The organism is Paraburkholderia piptadeniae (genome assembly GCF_900007165.1).
GTDB classification, from domain to species: Bacteria; Pseudomonadota; Gammaproteobacteria; order Burkholderiales; family Burkholderiaceae; genus Paraburkholderia; species Paraburkholderia piptadeniae.
Genome location: NZ_CYGY02000065.1, coordinates 25,203 through 41,341, shown reverse-complemented (window position 1 = coordinate 41,341; position 16,139 = coordinate 25,203). Strand labels below are relative to the sequence as shown.

General features: G+C 55.5%; 13 protein-coding genes and 1 pseudogene. 10 read left to right on the top strand and 4 right to left on the bottom strand.

Features of this window, described 5'->3' with window-relative positions; translation table 11 throughout:
• Nucleotides 1-313: 313 nt before the first annotated feature.
• From BN2476_RS31595 to BN2476_RS31580, 4 genes are all read left to right on the top strand, one after another.
• Complete coding sequence (locus BN2476_RS31595; RefSeq protein WP_087738129.1) at nucleotides 314-817, top strand: hypothetical protein; 504 nt, start codon at nucleotides 314-316, stop codon at nucleotides 815-817.
• 23 nt (nucleotides 818-840) lie between these two features.
• Complete coding sequence (locus BN2476_RS31590; RefSeq protein ID WP_087738128.1) at nucleotides 841-1,362, top strand: DoxX family membrane protein; 522 nt, start codon at nucleotides 841-843, stop codon at nucleotides 1,360-1,362.
• A 168-nt stretch (nucleotides 1,363-1,530) separates the two neighbouring features.
• Nucleotides 1,531-2,511 carry a TRAP transporter substrate-binding protein DctP gene (gene dctP, locus BN2476_RS31585; RefSeq protein WP_087738127.1) on the top strand — a complete coding sequence of 327 codons (981 nt, stop codon included), beginning with the start codon at nucleotides 1,531-1,533 and terminating at the stop codon, nucleotides 2,509-2,511.
• 95 nt (nucleotides 2,512-2,606) lie between these two features.
• Nucleotides 2,607-3,962 carry an MFS transporter gene (locus BN2476_RS31580; RefSeq protein WP_087738126.1) on the top strand — a complete coding sequence of 452 codons (1,356 nt, stop codon included), beginning with the start codon at nucleotides 2,607-2,609 and terminating at the stop codon, nucleotides 3,960-3,962.
• Between the two features lie 1,110 nt (nucleotides 3,963-5,072).
• On the opposite strand, the gene BN2476_RS31575 is transcribed toward BN2476_RS31580, so the two are convergent.
• Entirely contained in the window at nucleotides 5,073-6,047 is a 975-nt protein-coding gene (locus tag BN2476_RS31575) for a tripartite tricarboxylate transporter substrate binding protein (protein ID WP_087738125.1), read from the bottom strand.
• Nucleotides 6,048-6,360: 313 nt separating this feature from the next.
• Between BN2476_RS31575 and BN2476_RS31570 the strand changes: the two genes are divergently transcribed.
• The 6 genes and pseudogenes from BN2476_RS31570 to BN2476_RS45830 form a co-directional block, all read left to right on the top strand.
• Nucleotides 6,361-6,615, top strand: a complete 255-nt coding sequence (locus BN2476_RS31570; protein ID WP_160111791.1) for a flavin reductase family protein — start codon at nucleotides 6,361-6,363, stop codon at nucleotides 6,613-6,615.
• A gap of 551 nt (nucleotides 6,616-7,166) precedes the next feature.
• On the top strand, nucleotides 7,167-7,904 hold the full coding sequence (locus BN2476_RS48650) for a porin (protein ID WP_235851039.1): 738 nt from the start codon (nucleotides 7,167-7,169) through the stop codon (nucleotides 7,902-7,904).
• 339 nt (nucleotides 7,905-8,243) lie between these two features.
• Entirely contained in the window at nucleotides 8,244-8,630 is a 387-nt protein-coding gene (locus BN2476_RS49560) for a MarR family transcriptional regulator (RefSeq protein ID WP_328590424.1), read from the top strand.
• A 749-nt stretch (nucleotides 8,631-9,379) separates the two neighbouring features.
• Nucleotides 9,380-10,945, top strand: a complete 1,566-nt coding sequence (locus BN2476_RS31555) for a methyl-accepting chemotaxis protein (protein ID WP_087738123.1) — start codon at nucleotides 9,380-9,382, stop codon at nucleotides 10,943-10,945.
• Between the two features lie 600 nt (nucleotides 10,946-11,545).
• Complete coding sequence (locus BN2476_RS31545) at nucleotides 11,546-12,019, top strand: hypothetical protein (RefSeq protein ID WP_087738121.1); 474 nt, start codon at nucleotides 11,546-11,548, stop codon at nucleotides 12,017-12,019.
• 434 nt (nucleotides 12,020-12,453) lie between these two features.
• Nucleotides 12,454-12,601 (top strand): annotated as a pseudogene (locus BN2476_RS45830) (DDE-type integrase/transposase/recombinase); the annotation flags it as partial.
• Nucleotides 12,602-12,997: 396 nt separating this feature from the next.
• Here BN2476_RS45830 and BN2476_RS31535 read toward each other — a convergent pair.
• The 3 genes from BN2476_RS31535 to BN2476_RS31525 form a co-directional block, all read right to left on the bottom strand.
• Nucleotides 12,998-14,287, bottom strand: a complete 1,290-nt coding sequence (locus BN2476_RS31535; RefSeq protein ID WP_087738120.1) for an SUMF1/EgtB/PvdO family nonheme iron enzyme — start codon at nucleotides 14,285-14,287, stop codon at nucleotides 12,998-13,000.
• A gap of 172 nt (nucleotides 14,288-14,459) precedes the next feature.
• Complete coding sequence (gene fnr / locus BN2476_RS31530; protein ID WP_087738119.1) at nucleotides 14,460-15,227, bottom strand: fumarate/nitrate reduction transcriptional regulator Fnr; 768 nt, start codon at nucleotides 15,225-15,227, stop codon at nucleotides 14,460-14,462.
• Between the two features lie 145 nt (nucleotides 15,228-15,372).
• Nucleotides 15,373-15,852 carry a universal stress protein gene (locus BN2476_RS31525; RefSeq protein ID WP_087738166.1) on the bottom strand — a complete coding sequence of 160 codons (480 nt, stop codon included), beginning with the start codon at nucleotides 15,850-15,852 and terminating at the stop codon, nucleotides 15,373-15,375.
• Nucleotides 15,853-16,139: the final 287 nt, after the last annotated feature.

Below are 16,139 nucleotides of genomic sequence, written 5' to 3'. Positions count from 1 at the left end.
GCCGCGTTAAGTATCGCGGCGTACGGGTTCCTCGTCTCTGAACGACTTACTGCTGGCGGTTCCGTCAGCGCAAAAAAACCCTTGCCGCCCGCCAGGCGCCTTCACTTTCCGCGGATTACATCCCACGGGAAGGAAATGTTGCATACATCAAATAGCACCTATCCGCCAACAACGGAAATAGGGAAACCCCGACGTTTACATACAATCCTTTGGCCTATACGATTCGGTAGGCTAAATTAAATACAAACGACGCTGATCCGAACCATCGCGAGCCGAAGCGTTTCACTCTTCACAATGCTTTCAAGGAGGCAGGATGTCGAATAACCAAGGGGTTCTCTCCTCGGTGGGTATCGCCACGCGTATGAACGCGTGGATGGACAGCATGACTGGACGCGTGGTCACAGCAATCGTCGGCTTCCTGTTCATCGCACAGATCGCTTATGGTCTGCATTCGGATCCGCGTTGGCACTGGCATGCAGGCACCGGCAAACTGCCGCATGACATCGTTCAGGAGTTCATGGACCTGGCCTATACAGACGGTAAGGGCGTCGAGGCGTACAAGACTTATTTTTCGGAAAAGGCTGTTGATAACGCGCCAAACACGATCGATCATCAGGATGGCGAACCCATTCCCCACGAGGTGAAGAAGATCATCGTCCAAGGCATGGACGTCGCGGTCTACCAGATGATCGGCGCCACGCGTGGCCAGTCGGCGCAAGACGTCGTCGATGTCTACGAAATCAGCGGGTCTGGCTGGATCATCCGTCATGATCGCATTACGCAACAGAAGGCTGCGCCTGTGCAGGCTGCGAACTAAACAGAAAAGGATCAAAGCACACTATGCACAACGATGATCGCAAAACGATGCCGCAACTCATCGGCAAAGTCATTCTGACGTTCTGCCGACTATATCTCGGCGGCTGGATGGTCGTCAGCGGGACCAGTTACTGGCGTACGGCTCTCGGTATGTCGCCGATCTTCCCGCAACCGTTCGGCACGCTGCCCGCGTCGAATGAACTGCTGGTCACGATGGTTCACACGCATTTTTTCCATATCGTGAAGACGTGCGAAATTCTGGGTGGCCTTTCGCTCATTCTCGGTGTCTTCGTCCCGGTCGGCCTGCTTATGCTTCTGCCGGTGTCGTTCGTCGTTTGGTACAACGCGATCGTGTTGAACCATCGCTTTGACAAGATGTTCACGCCGTACATGGGCGTCGGTTGCCTGTATATGAACCTGATTCTGATGGTTTGGTACATCAAGTATTACCTGCCGATGATGACGTTCAAAACGACGATCGGCCGCATCAGCGACTGGAATAAGTTTCCCAAAGTTTTCAAGTCGGACGCTGTTGATTCGATCTGATTTCGGATTTGAAGTGAGGGATTTAGCTACGTTGCTTCGGTAACGTAGCTTTTTTTCTTTTAAGAATTTGGCGCTATTTCAGAAAAGATGACGAAAAGATTTTTACGTCTTGAATCAGGTTGGTCATTGAGCGGAGTTTGTAGCGATATTATAAGTGCGGTATTTGGCATGCTGTTGATCGTGCAGCCGATGGTCGTGCATGGGCGGCCTGTTCAAACTCTCACGATCGCAGAGTATCGACCGCATATGTCGTCGGACCAGCCGACAATGCGCGGCATGGCCAAGTTCGCAGATATCGTGAACCGGGAGTCGCACCGTCGTCTGGTGGTGAGCGTAAGCGCGGATACAGTTCCGGGTTCGCCAAATGATCAGATCAAGACATTGCAGGCAGGTGGCCCGGGCGCCCCGGATTTGATGTTGCTGGTGACGCCGGCACTGCGTCATCTCGTGCCCGAATTCGAAATCATGGATCTGCCGTTCGTTGTCCACAGCGAACGTCAGGCGCAGGCGCTGCTCGATGGCCCGTTTGGGCAAATTCTGTTGTCGCGTCTCCAGGGTCACGGCCTGACGGGTCTCGCGTGGTGGGAGAACGGCTTCAGGCAGATCACGACGTCGGGCGAGCCGTTCCGGCATGCGCTCGATCTGGCGAACCGGCCGGTTCGTGTGATCCCGGAACCCGCGTTCGTTGAGACGTTTAAGGTCTTGGGCGCTGACGTCGTGGGACTTCCGTATCCGGAACTGTACGGAGCACTCAAGAGTGGACGTATCGTTGCAGAAGATAACTTCTATTCACAGATCTTGGCCGGCCACTTTTATGATGTTCAATCGGCCGTCTCGGTCACGAATCACTCATACAGCGCAATTGCAATCGTTGCCAATTCGGCAGTCTTGCGGAAGTTGACGGTTCGGGATCGAAATGTTTTGCAACACGCTGCGGTAGAAGCAGGGCGCTTTCAGCGCAACCTGATTCGAGAACAGGCGAAAACCGATCGTGCTGAACTTGAACGTCACGGAATGACGGTTTATAACGTCACGACCGATGAGATTGCAAAACTGAACACCCTAACAGATCCCGTCAGACAGCAATTCTTCCGCAACTACGATCCCAAGATTGTCGATATCTATCGACGTCAAATCGCGAAACGCTAGACAATCCGGTGATTGAGAAAAATATAACTGTTGGGGAAGTGCGAGACTCCACCCCGGAGTCTCGATCTGTATCCAGGCGTACACGACTGATTCCGATGATCGTTGCGGTGCCGATGTTTTTGCAGAGTCTCGATACCTCGATATTGGGCACGGCTCTCCAGTCGATTGCCACTTCCCTGAATGTTGAGATACTTCATCTCAACTTCGCTATTACCGCGTATCTGTTGAGCCTCGCACTATTTCTCCCGGCAAGCGGGTGGCTCACCGATAGGTTCGGAACGCGGCGCGTCTTCTGTTCAGCAGTCGCAATCTTCTCGCTGGCATCCGCACTATGCGGCGCAGCCACCTCGATCACTCAGATCGTTCTATTCCGGGTCTTGCAAGGTCTCGGCGGCGCCATGATGGTGCCGGTAGGGCGCCTGATTCTGCTGCGAAGCATTCCGGCAGCGCAGCTGGTGGCCGCGATGGTATGGTTTACTGTCCCGGGCACCGTTGGGCGTGTCATCGGGCCGCTTCTCGGAGGAATGATCGTCACGGTGGGCTCCTGGCGATGGATCTTCCTGCTCAACATTCCATTCGGTGTGCTGGGCATCCTCCTGTCGTTGAAGTTTGTGCCGGATTCGCGCTCGGAGAAATCTGAGCGGTTCGACATGACGGGATTTATTCTCATGGCGATAGGGCTCTCCGGCATCGTGTGCGGTCTGGAAACCGTCGGCCGCAATTTCGTCCCTGTAAGCATAACGATCGGAATCACGGCTATTGGGGTTCTGGCAACAATCGCATACGCGCTTTATAGTCGTGGACGTCTCGACGTTATTATCCCTCTCAAGATTCTTGGATATAAAGCATTTAGCATCACGACGATTGGCGGCATGCCGCTGAGATTAGCGGTCGGCTCGGCTCCAATCTTTGTTCCGCTGCTCTTGCAAGTCGGTTTGGGATTGACGCCCGTTCAATCTGGCTTGATGAGCGCTTGGCTCTCTGTCGGCGCATTCGGTGTCCGCCCGATCATGGATCGCGCAATAAAGAAGTTCGGATTTAAGCCGATCATGATCTTCGGTGCCGCGATGACGGGTGCGACATTCGCTTGCTATGGATTGTTCAGACCGACGACGTCGATTGGTTGTATGTGCTTCGTGCTTTTCGTCTCGGGTATCGTTAATTCTCTGGGGATGATAACTATGAATACGGTTGGCTATTCTGGCATTCCTAAGACTATGATGAGTAAGGCCACGGTACTTTCGACAATGATGCAACAGACGTCGATGAGTTTCGGTGTCGCAGTCTGCGCATCATGCCTGACGGTCACCGCGCACGTTCATGGGCACGGCGCAGATCATCTGGTAATCGATGACTTCCCGATAACATTTTTCGCCGTCGGGGCCCTGACGCTGCTTTCGGTCGTGGCATTCGCCGGTCTTCCCAAGGAGGAAGGCCGCGAACTGCGATAGATAAAAGGAGGTGTAACGTGATAGCGAGTGAAGTCGAACAGCCGAGGGCAACGATTACAGGCAATATCTCGCTAATTATTTCGAGGGCTGCAATTGGGCGTGAGTGAGTACCGGTGAGAATATCTGGCTGTGTACGGCACGCGAATAAATTGATGCCTGTCAGTAGGGTATCAGCGGATCATTGCGCTGCGCGCAAATCTCCTGATAGTTGGACGCTACACGAGAACGAAAAACGCTTCGTCAGAACAATCTCAGGTGCGCTGACTTGTCTGTCGATTGTGGCATTCGCTCGACCGTCTAACGAAAAGGGCGCTAGATTGCGATAAAACGATATGAGTTATTCCTTTAGATCACAGGAAAATACACATCTTGGCTCAAGTGACTACGGTCAAGACCTAGCAGATCACTTCAGTGGTTTTGACGCGGAATTTTACGACCGGCGGGTGGCCGATCAAGCAATCGAAGTGCAGGAGACGCCGCGAGCTGAAGCGCAGGAAAATCCACGCGGAAGTGAAGTTCACGCCCTCGCGTGGTCAACGCGATCGAACGGATCGGAAGTCTAAGAGGTACATTCAACGTCCTTTTGTTGTTCATCTTTAGCTCAAGATGGAACACCTCTCGCATGATCGCGGTCACGACATCGGTCGCGAGGACGGTTTCAACCGTCGCGGCGGTGCCACGCATGCCTGGTGAAACGCGCGTTATCCAATAATTGTCGCGGCGGTAGATTTGACGGTGGAAGTATCCAGTCGAAATCGCGCAAGTCCTCCACGTCGATTAAAGGCTTCTGGCCAAGAGCGCGGTGCCCTCGAGCTAGAACGCGCTGAGCGTATTGAATAGAGCGGCTCGCACTTCTAGCTATCGCTAGACGCTCTGTAGGCTGGGTTACCACGATGGCGTCGATAACCCCTTAGCGCAGCAGCGTGAGAAAGAGACCGGGCGGGGAATTCCGACAGCATTCGAAAAGACGAGATGCAGAGGCAACTGTTTGTGTTTCGGCGATCGTGAAAGCGACCTCCAGTTGACAAGAGATGGATGGGCGACAGGAGAAAAAACTCGATGCCTTTTCAGAACATCGAGCCCCTGTCGTTACCGACGCAACGAACAACGTTACTTCGCGGGCTGACTCAGCTTGTCGTGATCAGTGGCGATAACCTTCGCATAGTCAGCGGATGCGAGATAAGCAGCCTGGTGACCGTTGACGTTCAGCGCCTTCTGGACGTTCGGGTCCTGCACTGCGGTCTTCACAGCATTCGCGATCTTATCGCGGATCGGCGCAGGGAGATCCTTCGGTGCCAACACACCCGTATGCGACGCGAAATCAAAGCCTGGGAACATTTCGCCGAGTGCCGGAACATTCTGAATCTCGGGAATACGGCGCGAACCCAAGACCGCGAGCACACGCATCTTGCCGGCCTTGATCTGCGGCACCGCCATTTCGTACGGAATCTCTATTATTTGCACCTTGCCGGTCAAGAGCGCCGGAATCTGTTCAGCGTCGCTCTTGTAGGCGGTATGAATCATTTTGACACCCGCACGCTTCTGGAACGCCACCATCGCCAGATATTCACGCGACGTAGTGCCTGTAGATCCGAACATGTAGCAGTTCGGATTGTCCTTCAGACGGCTGATCATATCGGCGTAGTCCTTGATGTCGGTACCGCCCAAACCTGCGCCGTTGCCCACAACCAAAACTAGGCCCGCGTGACCGGTGACCTGTGCCACGGGCGTCAAATCCTGACGTGCGGCGTCCACTTGTTCGGTATCGCCGACGAGAAGGGTCAGCCCGTCTGCGGGTGCTGCTTTTGCTGCCGACACCGCAGCTGCATCCGCCAGATTTTCGACAACAACATCGGTGCCCAGCGCCTTGCTCAATGCCGGCGCCAGTGCACGGGCAACCATGTCCGAATTCTCGTTCGGTCCGGCAGCGATCAGCTTGACCGGCGCCGACTTCGCCGGTGCTTTGGCGACCGAGGCTTTGGCGGGTACCGTCGGTGCCGCGAAGCCACGACTCGACATCGTGATACCGGCGACTGCGGCGAAAGCGAGTGCCGCTCCGACGAAGATTTTTCGATTCGTGTTCAAGTAACGTCTCCTTTATGTTGGGGTTACAGATGCGATTATCACAATGTTGTATGCAAAAAAGACTACCATTATACTAGGGCAAACGCGTACGATGCTGCGTGAGGGCGAGTACAGACGGAAAAAAGCCCCTGAGCCATGACGGCTAAGAGGCTTTTCTTTAGGGGCGGTCGTCACTAGCGTTTCACGCCAAACAGAACGAGGGCGGCCACGCGGTTCACGGTAATTGTATTGCCGTGGGCAGCGCTCGATCTGGCCAATCGATTCGCCGGTCCATTCGCGCTGGAGGAGAAGTTCGCGAAGGGCGACTGGCAAGGTGGGCGAGACCGGCCTGCCGGTCCTCGCCAACGCCCTCACAACGTTTGAATGCCAGATTGGGCAAGTCATGGAAACCGGCTCGCATAACATCTTCATCGCTAACGTGGTGAGCCCGGTCGTTCGTCAGGCCGAGATCGGCCCCCTTCTCTATTCCACCGGTGCCTCCGGACAGCTGGCACTGGACCAGCCGCGCGCGATTCACGAGTTGCTTTGGGTGTCCAACTGGAATCTCGACGCCGCATTGGATGCTTAGCTTCTTCAGGAGGAAAACGGACCAGCGTAACAAATACACGTACTCGTGTTTTCAAACTCACCAGCAGTCGGTTTCAGAGATCACATATAACAATCAGGAAAATGTATGAATCACAAGTGGCCGGGAGAAAACACCGATGGGCCAGGGTGCCGTTGGCATGCGCATCAGTTTGCATGAGCATTACGGTCGCGCATGCGCAAAGTAGCTCATGTTTGGAGGATTCCTTGACGAAGGTGTCGCTACCTATCGTGATTCAGGTGGGGCACGTTTGTTTCAAATGCAGGATTCCGCCATCTTTCCGACCAAGTTCTTCTTCCGCGGGAGCGAGGACATGGCGGGGCCTGCGCACCAACTTCAGCCTCGACTCGATGATCAGCCTGAGCACAGGGGCTTGATCCGCAGTCGCGCGGCGCGATGTTCGAGAAGTCGTCGTGGGTCGGGCTCAGTCAAGCAAGGATTGGCAGCTTCCGCCTAGGACCGCAGAATGACTCTTCGCCTTCGACTATTACCTGCTCGGCGGTATCGATCCCGCGACGGGCATCACTGGCGGTATGCTCAACTTCCGGACCGGTAGCTTCAGTGCCGACCTGCTCGGCGTTTCAGGTTTAGCTCAGATTGCTGGTGCCGTCGCAGGCGGGCCGTTCGCACCTGTCACAACGAACGGCCAGATTACAGGATTAGCGGCCACCAACTGGGATCGTGTCGGCGGCAAACGGATGTCGAATGTCATCAAGGTCGTCTCGGACGAGCTTGCAGGGCTGTCGGTTGGCGTGATGTATAGCCTCGGCGGCACAGCGGGAGACTTCGACAACGGGGCCGGAAAAAGCGCTGCGATCAACTTCCGGAATGGGGAAACGCGTGCTGCTGTTGTTTACACTGAGCAGAACTATGCGCCGGTCAACAACGGACATAGTGGCATCACCAACCTGCTCGCGGGCGCAAGGACGAAGTACGCCCATTTCACCGTCTCGGGCATATACAGCGAGGCGCGCAACACCCATACGGGTGCCAAGATTTCCGCGCTAGCAAGTGGCGTCGGGTACGACTTCTCACCGGCCTGGAACCTCGGCGGCGCCTATACCTACGAAAATGGTAACGAGTTGCTGAAGAACGTAGTGATCAACCGGGCCGCATTGCAGTTGACGTACAAGTTGTCGAGACGCACCTCGGTCTATGCCGCTGGCGTATATCGACGCACCAATGGCGCATACGCCGCAGAAACCGGGAACATCGTAGCAAGCGGCAATATCCAGTCAGTCTTCCAGCTTGGCATGATGCATCGATTCTAATGCTTCATTGAGAAACGGCAGCGATGAGCATGTTTTCGTCATCGCTGCCGTGGTCTTCACGGGTATACAGTAGCAAAGTCACCCCCATCAAGCTCAGAAAGTGCCACGAGGTCCTCTTTGCCAATCCCAATTATAGTATACAATTTGGAATTATATAATGAAGTCAAGTGACGTCGGCAACGTTCAACCCGCAAGCCGAGAGCAATTCAGCGCAGTGCGCCGGGCATGTGGTAGCGGCGCAGGACCGAATGATCAACCATACATAGTAGGAGGTGGTGTCCGGACGTATAGGCGCAAACCCAACTACTGGTTCCGATCACATTTGAAGGAGCAGCGGATATGAAGAGCGAGGAGGACCTACCCCTAAGCCATGTAGATGAAGCTCCAGCTTTAAATTGGCTAACCCGTTTGATTGAAATCGACAAGGCGATCTCCGAGTCTGCTGATCGACATTTGAAGTCATCGCTTGGGATTTCCTTTGCACAAGCTAAGGTCGTCGCATGCCTCGCTGGGCGGCAATTCATGACGCAGGTTCAGCTCGCCCGCCGGCTGAATTGCGATATGGGGTCGCTATCCAGACTCACTCGGCGTCTCATGGACGCTGGAATTGTGACGAGATCTCGGCATCCAAACGACTGTCGCTGCTTGTGTGTTCAGCTTACGGGAAGCGGAGTGGCCATGGTGGCGAAAATTACAGCCTTTTCGGGGCGACTGACAAAAAATTGATTAGCCTCTTAACTGAGGACGAAGCGGATATTTTCATTGTGCTGCTCAAGCGCTTACTTGTTAATTCCGCGACTCATGGGCCAGCCGATGTCTCGGCAGTTGCTCTGAGGGGCAGCCCGAGTTCCTCCAGCGCCATTGGCGCACCGGCGTGAACGACACCGCTCGTCCTTCGCACTAAAACGTTGCCGGCGCATTATCTAATCCTGCGCGGCCCTTCCCTTCGCCCTTATCGACGATCGCCTTCGCGCGCGTGAGTCCGATGATCGTCGCGGCCGCGCGCAACGGTTGGAACAGGCGCACGCACTGCTCGCCATGCACGACTTTCGCTCAGTCGACGCCGCTATTCGGACGCTGCAGCCACGGGCCGGGAAAGCCGGGCACGGCGGCCATCCTCGGCTCCCCGTGCTGCGTCGCGCTCGGGCGACGCGGCCCATGCTGGTGACTCATATGATCGCCACGGGGCAGATGAAAGACAACGGCGCCCGACAAACTCCCGTGGAGTAGTTCTATACGTTGAGAGCATAAGTAGTCCTGGTCATATCTGGCATTGCTTAACCTGAAATCGCTATCGCGACAGAACCAGTCGTTCTGTGATGGACCTGATCAGCATTGCCTTAGGCATCGATAGATCTCGCGAGGTCTGGCACTAACACATAAGATCAGATTCCACAATCATGCTTGCCCCCTATCCACACTTAAAGGGTTCATGCCGAAATCCAAGGTTATACAATCAATCTAGACAAAAAAACATGCTACGGCTTCTTCGCAATCTCAAAGTACGCAACCGGCTGTTTGTTAGCTTCGCAATCGTTATCCTGCTGCTGTGTAGTGCCGCGGGAGTTGCTCTGTTCCAAGCGCATCGGATTGAATCACATCTACTGGACATCAAACAGAATTGGATGGAGTCAATCAAAACGATTGCTGATCTTCGTCTGGCCCTCAGTACGGATCGTCGCGCCACGCTGGGTCTGGTCTTGTCTGATTCCAAACAAGCCAAAGATACCAATGCTGCGATCCGGGTCCAAGCCTTGGATCAGCTGAGAAAGGGTGTCAATCGCTATGAGAAGAACGCGCTGCCGGGCGAGGATCGTCAGTATTTCGAGAACGATAAGAAAGCAATTGCCGAGTACGCGGTGATCAACAAAGAACTCTACACTCTTGCAATGTCTGATAATCCAGATTTTGCTACCGAGCAGGCGCTCGCCAACACCAGGATCTTTGCTGTTTTCAAGTCCACGGAGAACACGCTCACCGCCCACATGGACTTCATTCAGAAACAGGCAGATCAGTCTGCGGAAAAGGCCATTCATGACTATGATATGGCCCTCATGCTGACATTCACCGTAATATGTATCGCTATCATTGCGACGGTATATGTCTGCAACACGGTTGCCACGTCAATCGTCTTCCCGTTAAATGACGCCGTAAAAATCGCCGAGGCAGTTGCGTCGGGGGATTTGACGTCACAAGTCAGGGTACATTCCGATACTGAACTCGGCCAATTGATGCGTGCGCTTCGCCGCATGAATGAGAGTCTCGTGGATATCGTAAAGCAGGTCCGGTCCGGTAGTGAGGCCGTATTGACCGGCGCATCCGAAATCGCGGCAGGTAACGAGAATCTGAGCCAGCGCACCGAGGAACAGGCGGCGTCTCTCGAACAGACGGTAGCTTCGATTCAGCAGTTGACGGCGACCGTGCAGAACAACGCGACGAATGCCAGACAGGGCCTCAAACTCGCGCAGACTACGTCCGATTTGGCAAACGGCGGTGGAGAGGTCATGAAAGAGGTCGTGACCACCATGACAGGCATTGCCGATCAATCCAGGAAAGTCGCCGACATCATTGCGACTATCGAGGGTATCGCCTTTCAGACCAATATCTTGGCGCTTAACGCGGCGGTTGAAGCTGCACGTGCTGGCAACGAAGGTCGTGGCTTCGCCGTCGTCGCCCAAGAGGTCCGCACGCTGGCTCAACGCTCGGCATCGGCCGCCAAAGAAATCAAGGAATTGGTCAGCAATTCGGTCACCCGCGTTGACCAAGGATCTCAGCTGGTGAACGATGCTGGGTCCAAAATCAACGAGGTGGTGAGTGAGTTCGCACACGTATCGACCCTGATGGAGGAGATCACTCATGCATCCGATGACGGCCACCGGGGCATCATGGAGATAAACAAGGCGATCGGCGAAATCGATACGGTGACCCAGCACAACGCAGCCTTGGTCGAAGAGGCCGCTGCTGCAGCCCGTGGCGTTCATGCAGAAGCAGAACGCTTACAGGCATTGGTTACCAACTTCAAGATCGCCCGCACCATTTAAATCACAGTCTTCAAGCACAAAAAAGCCATCGATGAGGGATGGCTTTTTTTATCGATGAAGACTCTGTTACTGCGACGTTACTACTTCACGGAGTCAGGCTGACGGCTAGGCCACATACCAGCGAACGCAAGTCAGGATCACATCAAGGGCCACGCTCGGATTCGGCATCGAAAAAACCCCGCGAGATGCGGGCTTTTCTGCTGCAGCAGCGACGCTTGGAAACGCGTGGTGATGCCGACACCGAGTGCGGAGACGTTTATCCGGACCAGTCGGCGAGGGCAGGCCACCGCGCGGAGGTGATCGATCTTCCTATTGGGGGTTTCCCCGGCATTTACAAAACGATGTTACAAACCATACTATTAAGTAGTCTAAATTGAATACAAAAACAATGGCATCACAAGGCTACGCGTTTCACTCTTCGCAATGCCGTTTAAGGAGGCAGGATGTCGAATGATCAAGGGGAGTCTCTCTCCTGAGAACATCGCGTGCGCCGATGCGTGGCTCCACGGTACGCGTGGACGTATATGGAACGGACCGTCGTTAGCGTGAGTAAAAGGCCGATAGCAGAATTTATAATCCGCAAAGAAAGGATAAAATGCGATGAAAATAGCAAATGAATCACCTTGGAAGTTCGTCGTCATGTGGATGAGGCTATATTTCGCTTTCCACTATCTCTCTTCCGGGCTAAATTTCGTGATTTTCAGATACGTACCGGATTTCAGCCACGCAGGAAAAGTGGGCGCCTACATAGGGGCTATGGCGGACATCGGCTTCTACCAAATGATCAAATATTTGGAAGTTGTACTTGGGTCTATGCTGCTGCTAAACATCGGGGTGCCGCTGGCATTGATCATAATGGCTGGCATCAGCGTCACCATTGTCTTCCTCAACCTTTTCGTTTCGCCAGATCCGCGCGAACTGTTCACCGGCTTTCAAGAGTTGCTATTGAATGGAGGACTGTTGCTAGCGTACGGAGGGTACTATGCAAATTTTTGTCGCGCCAAAGCAGAACCTTTTTGGTTTTGGGATGGAATGCGGAAGCGGGGAAATTTCGACGCAAGGAGTAATTCGTGAATAAGGATTTTCTGTTGGTTTTTTCCATCATTGCAGCTGTAGTATTGATAGTAATTTCAACTTCCACAATTTTCTTCGCGCGGCATTTGCGTTTTTATGACTATGGGCCCCCATTGGGTGCAGGGCTAATTACGTTATCAGCAATGCTTCGGGCCGCTGCGATGAGGCGATAGCTGCTGGATGCGCTTTTATATGAAACGATTCAGGTTTTGAATCGATGTTTCAAAAATGGAATGGCCTCTATGTAGAGGCCATTTTTTATGTTGTTTCCACGTTACAGCCCTATAACGTGCTGGATGCCGATCATTCCGGTTCTGTCGCAATAACAATTGGTAGTTGAAAAAAGCCTGATATGACTAGAACTACTGAGATGTCTAACGCGTAGAACTGCTGGGCGGGTGTCTTAGTTCTGTTGCAATAAGGTGTCCGGCCATGTGCATCGTTGGATCATCAAGCTGCTGCCGGTGCTGGAAAAAGCGTTTCGCCGCCACAGGCGGACCCGTTGGCAAGAGCTGGCGCGTCGACGAGATCTACATCAAGGTTAATGGCCAATGGAAATACCTGTATCGCGCAATCGACACACCAATCGAGAACCGCCAGTCCAAGTATCTCAGTAGTCTGGTGGTTGAGCAGGAACATCGGGCGATCAAGCTACGAGATCCCCTAAGGGCATTCAGAACGAAATCCGTGGTCGTCAACGAATTGACGCGCCAGCCAACGATGTGACGAGCGAACAAGTCGATCACGAACGCCACGTACAGCCAGCCCTACGTAGGACGTCGATTTACCACCGTAAGCGTTTTTCAATGTGTCAAGGTTGTGGCTCGATCAGAAGAGGAAATTCGCCTGTTTCATTTCGTGCGAGATCACGTTGACACAAAGATGCGTTAGGGCATTTTCTGAAAAATTAAAGCAATTTTTGAAGAAATTTGCACTAAAGCGGAAGTCAAAATCTGACATCAACTTCCGCTTTATTAGTCAGTTCCGCACGCACCTGAACCCGGCGTACACATGCTGATACCGCGGCTGAAACCAGTTGCGGAAAGTAGGCCGCACCATGCATTGCGCAGTGCGGGCCGAGCCGCCTTTGAGCACGTAGTGCTGTCCGTCGAAGAAATTGGCGGAATAGCCGGGATAGAACGGAAACGCATCGAAACCCGGCAGCGGCTCGAATAGTGACGACGTCCACTCCCATCCGTTGCCATACTGGCCTTCGACACCGAACGCGCTGACGTTGTCCGGCGACGCATCGACGGCTTGCGGGTCCCAGTTGCGGAAATCGAAGTTGCCCGAAGCCGAGGGCGGCGTGCCGTGCGCCGCCCGCTGCCATTGTGCTTCCGTCGGGAGCGTCTTGCCCGTCCAGCGCGCGTACGCGCTCGCCTCAGCGTGGCTCACGTAGACGGGCCAATCGTGCGGCAACGCAACGTCCTCGAACATCGTGCGCAGCGTCCATTCGTCATCGCCGTTTTGCGACCACGTCGCGGGATGCGAGATGTCCTCGGCCTCCTTCCACGCCCAATCTTTTTCGCTCCACAAAGCGCGATCGCGATAGCCGCCCGCATCGATGAATTCGCGGTACTGGGCGTTCGTCACCATGTAGCGGTCGATCTCGAACGTATCGACATGCACGCGCTGCTCGCCGAATTCGTTGTCCCAACCGAACCGGCCTTCCTTTTTCAGCATGCCGAGCACGGCCTCGCCAGCGGGCACGCGTAGCATCGGCGATGATTCGACATTGCGCAGCTGTTGCGAGCCCTGCATGCTGCGCGCGGGCGCGGCCTTCATCTCGAGCGGCAACTGATGCAGCATGTACGCGAGCGTTTCCGCATGCATCAACCGATGTTCGATCGCGACATGCAGCAGTTGTGCGGGCGAACCCGTTGCCATATCGCCATGGCCAAACTCGAACGTCTTGAGCTTGCCGTCGATCTGCTCGCGCGCTTTGTTCCCGTAGCCGCTGACGAGGTCGATCGAAGGCCAGTCGGAAGGTTGATCGGTGGGAAAGCCGCCATCGACGGGATCGATGCCGAACGCGAACAGCTTGTCGAGTTCCGGCGCGAAGGCGGGCAGTGCGGTTATCCGTTCGTCGAACAGATTGCGGTCGAAGGCTTCGAGATGGCCGATGTAGAACACGATCCGATGACGTTCGCGGATCGGGCGCTCGTAAAGGTATTCGGGTTTGACGACCGAGAAGAGGGCGTCCGTGACGCTGCGGGCATCGATGAGACGTTGGACCAGTGGGTGCTGCAGGACAGGCTCGCGATTCATTTCGCCGGGTCTCCTTGTTGGGGAGATTTGCATGGGACCCGAGCAAGGCGCTAAAACGGCATCCCGGGTCGCAAGGGACAGTCTTGAACTGTACCGCACGCGCAGGAGACGTGCCAGGCGAGTGCACATGACGACGCTCGATGCGTCGTCATGTGCCTGAACCGCTGTGTTATCAGGTGCTCGGCGCGCCGACGTGGCGCAGGCCTTCGGGATCGACGATGTGAATGAAGCGGCCTTGTGCGTCGATCAGTCCGCGCTTTTGAAATCTTGACAAGGTGCGGCTCACGGTTTCGAGCGTCATGCCGAGATAGCTGCCCATGTCTTCGCGCGTCATCCGCAGATTGAATTCGGCCGGTGAGTAGCCGCGCTGAGCGTTGCGTTCGGAGATGTCGAGCAGGAACGCCGCGACGCGCTCGTCGGCGCTCAGCGAACCGAGCACCATCATCTGCGCGGCTTCGCGGACGATCTGTTCGCCCATCAGCTTGTGCAGCCGCTCCTGCATCGAACCGATTTCTCGGCACAGATGCTTGAGCTCCACGTACGGGATGATGCACACGGAGCTGTCTTCGAGCGCGACGGCGCTGCACGCATGCTGATCGCTGCTGATGCCATCGAGCCCCAGCGCCTCGCCCGCGAGCCGCAGACCCGTGACCTGCTCGCGGCCGTCGCGATGCGCCATCACCGTTTTGATCGAACCCGAGCGAACGGCGTACAGGTTGTCGAAAGAATCGCCCGCGCGGTAGAGCGATTCGCCGCGCCGGACGGAACGCGCCGAGCAGATCACCGCTTCGAGTTGCGGCAGTTCGTTGGCGGCGACGCCTTGCGGCATGCAGAGCTGCCGCATCGCGCACGACGAGCAGCGCGCGCTGGTGCGGGTCGGCGAAGTGGTGTGACGGACGCGGACTGCGCGAGTGGAAGCGGGAGCGGTAGGGGTGAGCATGGGGACCAACCGGCTAAAAAAGGTGATAGCTGATTGTCCCACTCGATGCGCGCGCAACGAGGCGGCAAAATGACGCGTCACTGCGCGCTTCGCTGTTGAGCGAGGTCACACTCGTGAAGGCGCGCTCCGAAGCGCTGCCGGCTGTTCAGGCTGGCGTCGGCTTGTCCGCTTCGCCGCCGCCCGCCGCGGACGGAATCAGCAGCACGGGAAACGTCGATTGGCGCACGCAGCGCTCGGCCACGCTGCCCAGAATCAGCCGCTGCATGCCGCGCCGGCCGTGCGTGCCCATCACGATCAGATCAGCGTTGAACTCGGCGGCGGCGCGCAACACGAGCGTCGGCACGTCGTCCAGCGACGAGGCTTCGCCGACCACAATATCGCCCGACACGCCGCGCTCGCGCATCGCCGCCGACAGTTCCGCCGTCAGCTCCTTGCCCTGCTCGACGAGCCGGTTGCGCAGGATGGACGGATCGTAGCCGGGTGCGTCGAAGTACATCGGCGTGCTTTCGACCGCGTAGAACGCGCGCAGCGTCGCGCCCAGTTTGCTCGCCAGATTCAGCGCGTTGTCGAACGCGCGGCGCGAAGTATGGCTGCCGTCGACTGCAACGAGGATGCGTGTGTACATGAAGCCTCCGTGCCGTGGAGCGCGGCGCGCCGCCGTGTTCCGCAAGTGGAAATTGTGTCCCGATTGCGGCTGCAGCTTAAACGATCGCCGAAAAATGCGCGCTTTCGGCACCGGAAAACACAGATGTCAATCAGACATTTGTCAAATTTTGCCGTTGGGCCCAGGGTCGTTCATACTGGCGGCATGCTCGCCAAGACACGCTTTCCAGCGCAGTCGCGCCTGGATTTCATCAGGCGGCGCGCATTATTTGCCTTACAATTCAAATCTACTCTGACAAGCCGCACCCT